The organism is Streptomyces sp. UNOC14_S4 (genome assembly GCF_020740835.1).
Lineage (GTDB): Bacteria > Actinomycetota > Actinomycetes > Streptomycetales > Streptomycetaceae > Streptomyces.
In genome coordinates this window covers 1-5,593 of the sequence record NZ_JAINFC010000490.1, presented here as the reverse complement: position 1 = coordinate 5,593, position 5,593 = coordinate 1, and the positions used below count along the sequence as shown (strand labels likewise).

The following is a 5,593-nucleotide window of genomic DNA, read 5'->3' as shown; positions in this document are numbered from 1 at the left end:
CACCCTCCACCACACCCCCATCGGCATCTTCCGCAACACCCAACGCCCCGTCTACGACACCCAGATGACCGACCAACTCGACACCGCCATCGAACACAAAGGCAAGGGCGACCTCACCGCCCTCCTCCACGGCAACGACACCTGGACCGTCATCGGCTGACCGAGCCGGCCATCGTTTTCCCTCAGCAAGGAGTGCTGTAATGCCATCGAGCGCCATCCGCATCTGCATCGTCGGAGCGGGGCCCCGGGGAACCGTGGCCCTGGAACGTATTTGTGCCAATGCCCCCGAGATGGCCGCGGGTTCGCCGGTCGAGGTGCATATCGTCGACCCGTACCCGGTCGGCGGCGGCCGGGTGTGGCAGCAGGGCCAGTCGCGCCGTCTGCTGATGAACACGGTCGCCGGTGACGTGACGGTGTTCACCGACACGACGGTGACCTGCGAGGGCCCGCTGACGCCCGGCCCCACCCAGTACCAGTGGGCACGCATGGTCGCCGAGGGCAGGGTGACCGACGTGACCGAGGAGACGAAGGCGGAGGCCGCGGTCATGGAACCGTGGTCGTACGCCTCGCGCGCGTTCCAGGGCGAGTACCTCGGCTGGGCCTTCGCGGACATCGCCGGCAGGGCCCCGGCCGGGGTGAGCGTCCATGTGCACCGGACGCGTGCGACCGGGATCACCGACACCCCGGACGGCATGCAGCGGGTCGGCCTGGAGGACGGGACGGAGCCGCTGACCGTCGACGCCGTGATCCTCGCGCAGGGCCACTACGACGTCGACCCCACCGAGCAGCAGCTGGCGCTCGTCGACTTCGCCGCTCGGCACGGCCTGCACTACGTCTCGCCGAGCAGCCCCGCCGAGGCCGACCTGGAGCCGATCGGCGCGGGGCAGGACGTCATCCTGCGCGGCCTGGGACTGAACTTCTACGACTACATGGCCTTGCTGACCGAGGGCAGGGGCGGCCGCTTCGTCCCCGCCGAGGACGGCCGACTCACGTATCTGCCCAGCGGGAACGAGCCGGTCATCCACGCCGGTTCGGGGCGCGGCGTGCCCTACCGGGCGCGGGCGGAGATACGCCAGGAGATCGTTCCCCGCTACCAGGCCACGTTCCTGTCCGCGGACGAGATCGCCCGGCTGCGCGGCGGCGCGGGCACCGGCCGTACCGACTTCCGGCGCGATCTGTTCCCCCTGGTCGCGAAGGAGGTCGCCTGGAACTACTACAAGGCCCTGCTCCAGCACGGCGACCCGGCCGGATACGAGCGGCTCCTCGCCGAGTACCCCCGCCTCGACTGGGGGACCCCGGAGATGGAGGCCCTGCTGGGCGAGCTGGTGCCCGACGCCGGTCTGCGCTGGGACTGGGAGACCCTGGACCGGCCCGCCGACCAGCGGGAGTTCACGGGCCCGGACGACTACCGCGACTGGATCCTCGGCGTGCTCGCCGAGGACCTCCGCCACTCCGACCTGGGGCCGCACGTCAGCGCGGTCAAGGCGGCCGCCGCGGTCATGCGCGACCTGCGGGACGAGGTGCGGCAGGTGATCTCCCACCGGGGGCTGAGCGGCGCCTCGTACCGCGAGCACGTCGACCGCTGGTTCAGCGGGCTCAACAACTACGCCGCCAGCGGCCCCCCGGCCACCCGCGTACGCGAGCTGCTCGCCCTGGTCGAGGCGGGGGTGGTGCGCCCGCTGGGCCCGCGGATGCGGGTGACCGCGGACGAGGGGACGGGCTCCTTCGTCGCCGTCTCGCCCCAGGTGCCCGACGCGACGGTACGGGCCGCGGCCCTGGTGGAGGCGCATCTCCCGGCGACCGACGTGCGCCGCGCCACGGACCCGCTGCTGGCTTCGCTGCTGGCCGCGGGCGGCTGCCGGGCCCACGTCATCCCCGACGAGACGGGGCCGGGCTACGAGACCGGCGGGCTGGACGTCACCGATGTGACCTTCCAGGTCATCGACCGGCAGGGCACTCCGCACCCGGCGCGGTTCTCGTACGGCCCTCCGGTGGAGTCGGTGCAGTGGGTCACCGCGATCGGTGCCCGTCCGCACGTCAACTCCCGGACCCTGCTCCAGGGCGACTCCATCGCCCGCTCGTGCCTCCGGTACGGCACCACCCGCCTGGCCGGTGTCGCCAGCGCCGTCGGCGCGGGTGAGCGGGACGCGGAGCTGAGCGCGACCGCCCGCTGACGGCCGACGCGGCGGCCCGTATGGCGAGGGGGCGGAGCCGGGATTCTCCCGGCCCCGCCCCCTTCGTCCGCGCCCTCGGCCACCGGGTCAGTCCGTCTCCCGGGCGATCTCGTGGACGGCCTTCATCAGGGCGATGCCCGCCGGGGCACCGGCGTAGGCGGCGCATTGCAGGGCCACTTCGGCCATCTCCTCGACGGTGCAGCCGTTGCGCAGCGCGCCGCGGACGTTCAGGCGCAGTTCCTCCGGCCGGTTCAGGGCGGTGAGGAGTGCGAGGTTGAGCAGGCTGCGGGTGCGGCGGTCGAGGCCCTCGCGGGCCCAGACCGAGCCCCAGGGGAACTCGGTGATGAGGTCGAGCAGGGGGCGTGCGGGCGGCCAGTCGCTCAGCATGGAGTCGACGTGCTCGTCCCCCAGCACCTCCCTGCGGACGCGGTCTCCCGTCTCGTGGCGCTCGGAGGGTGCCACGGGGTCAGTCCGCCGTACGGGCGGGCGGTACGGTCGGCAGTTCGGTGCACATCTCGCCGCCGATCGCCCAGTTCTCCTTCGGCACGTCCCGGATGATGACGTAGATGCGCTCCCGGGTGCTGCCGCAGGCGCGCTGGAAGGCGTCGGTGAGCTCGCGCGCCAGGACGGCCTTGTCCTCCTCGCTCCGCCCTTGCCACATGTCGACGTTGATGACAGGCATGGAAGTGGTCCCTTTCATCAAAGGTGATTGTCTTGTTTCTACCTGCCGTGCAAGGGAGTTGGGTACTCGACTTTGGTGCAAGGAGGGGTGGGCGCCAGGGCCTCAGTTCCCGGCGACCGCGGCCCGTTCGTGGCGGTCGGCGCGGTGGCTCCGGCGGTATTCGCTGGGGGAGATGCCGACGCTGCGGGCGAAGTGGAGCCGGAGGTTGGCCGCGCCGCCCAGGCCGCACTGTTCGGCGATCCTGTCCATCGGCTGGTCGGTGGTCTCCAGCAGTTCCTTGGCGCGGGCGATGCGCTGTGCCTGGAGCCACCGCAGCGGGGTGGTGCCCGTGGACTGGTGGAACCGCCGGACCAGCGTCCGTTCGCTCATCCCGGCACGCCGGGCCAGCTCCGGTGTGGTGAGCGGGAGGTGCACGTTCTCGGCGGCCCAGTGCAGCAGGGGGGCCAGGCCGTCGTCGGTCTCCTTCGGCGGCAGCGGTGCCTCGATGTACTGGGCCTGCCCGCCGGGCCGGTGGGCGGGTACGACGAGGTGGCGGGCGACCGAGCTGGCCACCCGGGAGCCCAGGTCCTTGCGCACCAGGTGCAGGCACAGGTCGATCCCGGCCGTGCTGCCAGCGCTGGTGAGGATGTCGCCGTCGTCGATGTACAGGACGGTGGGGTCGACCTCGATGCGGGGGTAGCGCTCCGCGAGCAGCGGGGCGTGTTCCCAGTGGGTCGCCGCCCGGCGCCCGTCGAGCAGGCCGGCGGCCGCCAGCACGAACGCCCCCGAGCACAGCGAGACGATCCGCGCCCCGCGGGCGTGGGCCTCGCGGACGGCGTCGAGCAGCCGCCCGGGAGGACGGCCGCGGACGTCCGCGCTGGCGGGGACGATGACGGTGTCGGCCTCGACGAGCTCCTGGTAGCCGTAGGGGGTGTCGGTGGTGAACCACTGGCGCGCCGGTGCCGCGTCGTCGCCCGTGGGGTTGCACAGCCGGAAGTCGTACCAGGGGGTGTGCAGATCGGGCCTGGGGGTGCCGAACACATGGCAGGGGACGGCCAGTTCCAGGATCGGCATGCCGTCGGTCACGGCCACGGCCACGGTCCCGGGGCCCCCGGAGTGATCATTCATGGCAGTAATGTAGCGACTGCTGGCAGTTCTGCCACTCGAAGCGGTGAAGCCGGGTGGCGATAGTGGAGGGGCGCACCGCTTCTCGGCCAAGGAAGGGGCGCATCGCATCCCCTTCGACCAGGGGCGCATTCCCCCTTGCCCTCCCTGGTCCCTGCCCCCTCGATCAGCCTCGACCAGCGGAGAGACGACGGATACGGCCATGACCTCGATTCCCGAAACCCGCACGGCGGATACGGCCGCCGCCCCCGCGGCCCCACCGGCAGATCCACGGCGCTGGCTGGTGCTGACCGTCGCGTCGGCCGCCCAGTTCCTCGCGATCCTCGACCTGTTCGCCGTGACCGTGGCGTTCCCCGCGCTGGAGAAGTCCTTTCCCGAAGCGTCCATGGCCTCGATGTCCTGGGTGCTGAACGGCTACACGATCGTCCTCGCGGCGCTCCTCATCCCCGCCGGGCGGCTCGCGGACGACACCAGCCGCAAGGCGAGCTTCCTTCTCGGCATGCTCCTCTTCGGCCTGTCCTCGGTCGGCTGCGCGATCGCGCCCAGCCTGACCGTCCTGATCGTGGCCCGTGTGGTGCAGGCGGTGGCGGCGGCGGTCCTGGTGCCCACCTCCCTGGGTCTGGCCCTGCCCGCCTTCCCCGAGCACGAGCGCTCCACGGCCATCGGCATCTGGACGGCCGTCGCCGCCGTCGCGGCGGGCAGCGGGCCGGTCCTGGGCGGACTGCTGGTGCAGCTGAGCTGGCGGTGGATCTTCCTCATCAACGTCCCCGTGTGCGCGATCGCCGCGGTGGCCGGTGTGCGCCTGCTGCCGAACGTGGCCCGGAAGGCCTCGCAAGGTCTCGACCTGCTCGGCTCGGCGCTGATCCTGCTCGCGTCCGGAGCGCTGACCATGGCGTTCGTGGAGGCACCCGACTGGGGCTACACCGCCCCCGGTACGGTGGTCTGCTTCGTCGCCGCGGTGGTGCTGACGGCCGTCTGTGTATGGCACGTCCGCCGCAGCCCGGCGCCCATCATCAGCCCCGCGCTCTTCGCCAACCGGATGTTCAGGGTCGGCACCGCAGGCATCTTCCTCTACTACCTGGCGTTCGCCTCGATGCTCTTCCAGGCGGCCCTGTTCCTGACCGGCCAGTGGCACTACACGGTCCTGCGTGCCGGCCTCGGCATCGCGCCCACCCCGGTCACCGTGATGATCCTGTCGTCACAGTCCGGGAGGATCATCAAGCGGATCGGCGCCCGCACCTCGGCGGTGGCCGGAGGCCTGGTGTTCGCCGCGGGCTGCGCCTGGTGGCTGGCGACCGCCGACTCCTCCCCCGCCTACGCCGCCACGTACCTGCCGGGCGCGATCCTGGTCGGCGCGGGCAACGCGCTGATCCAGCCCGCCCTGTTCGGCGCCGCGAGCGCGCTGCCCGCCGAGCAGCTCTCGGTCGGCTCGGGCACGCTGATGATGTCCCGTCAGATCGGCTCGGCGCTGGGCGTGGCCCTGCTCACCGCGATCCTGGGCAGCTCGGAGCACCCCACCATGGGCGCCTTCCGGCACGGCTGGGTCTACATGATCGTCACGGCCCTGCTCGCCACTCTGGCCGGCCTGCGCTACACCGCAGGGACCCCGGCCCCCGCCGCCGGGACCCCGGCC

At 72.2% G+C, this 5,593-nt stretch carries 5 protein-coding genes and 1 pseudogene; 3 read left to right on the top strand and 3 right to left on the bottom strand.

The window, feature by feature from the left end; all coding sequences use genetic code 11:
* Together K6I34_RS30320 and K6I34_RS30315 are read left to right on the top strand one after the other, a co-directional pair.
* Nucleotides 1-160: pseudogene (locus tag K6I34_RS30320) on the top strand (2-oxoacid:ferredoxin oxidoreductase subunit beta); the annotation flags it as partial.
* A gap of 40 nt (nucleotides 161-200) precedes the next feature.
* Nucleotides 201-2,174 carry an FAD/NAD(P)-binding domain-containing protein gene (locus tag K6I34_RS30315; RefSeq protein WP_229330814.1) on the top strand — a complete coding sequence of 658 codons (1,974 nt, stop codon included), beginning with the start codon at nucleotides 201-203 and terminating at the stop codon, nucleotides 2,172-2,174.
* 87 nt (nucleotides 2,175-2,261) lie between these two features.
* Here K6I34_RS30315 and K6I34_RS30310 read toward each other — a convergent pair whose 3' ends face one another.
* The 3 genes from K6I34_RS30310 to K6I34_RS30300 all read right to left on the bottom strand — a co-directional run bounded on the left by K6I34_RS30310 (nucleotide 2,262) and on the right by K6I34_RS30300 (nucleotide 3,963).
* A complete protein-coding gene (locus K6I34_RS30310) occupies nucleotides 2,262-2,636 on the bottom strand; it encodes a carboxymuconolactone decarboxylase family protein (protein WP_229330812.1) in 375 nt (124 codons plus the stop codon).
* Between the two features lie 4 nt (nucleotides 2,637-2,640).
* The gene (locus tag K6I34_RS30305; RefSeq protein ID WP_374231061.1) at nucleotides 2,641-2,874 is read right to left on the bottom strand and encodes a 4-oxalocrotonate tautomerase family protein; all 234 of its coding nucleotides are present in this window, start codon (nucleotides 2,872-2,874) and stop codon (nucleotides 2,641-2,643) included.
* 84 nt (nucleotides 2,875-2,958) lie between these two features.
* The gene (locus K6I34_RS30300) at nucleotides 2,959-3,963 is read right to left on the bottom strand and encodes a GlxA family transcriptional regulator (RefSeq protein WP_229330808.1); all 1,005 of its coding nucleotides are present in this window, start codon (nucleotides 3,961-3,963) and stop codon (nucleotides 2,959-2,961) included.
* Nucleotides 3,964-4,162: 199 nt separating this feature from the next.
* Here K6I34_RS30300 and K6I34_RS30295 point away from each other — a divergent pair.
* Nucleotides 4,163-5,593, top strand: a 1,431-nt coding sequence (locus tag K6I34_RS30295) for an MFS transporter (RefSeq protein WP_229330806.1), incomplete at its 3' end; no start/stop codon positions are given.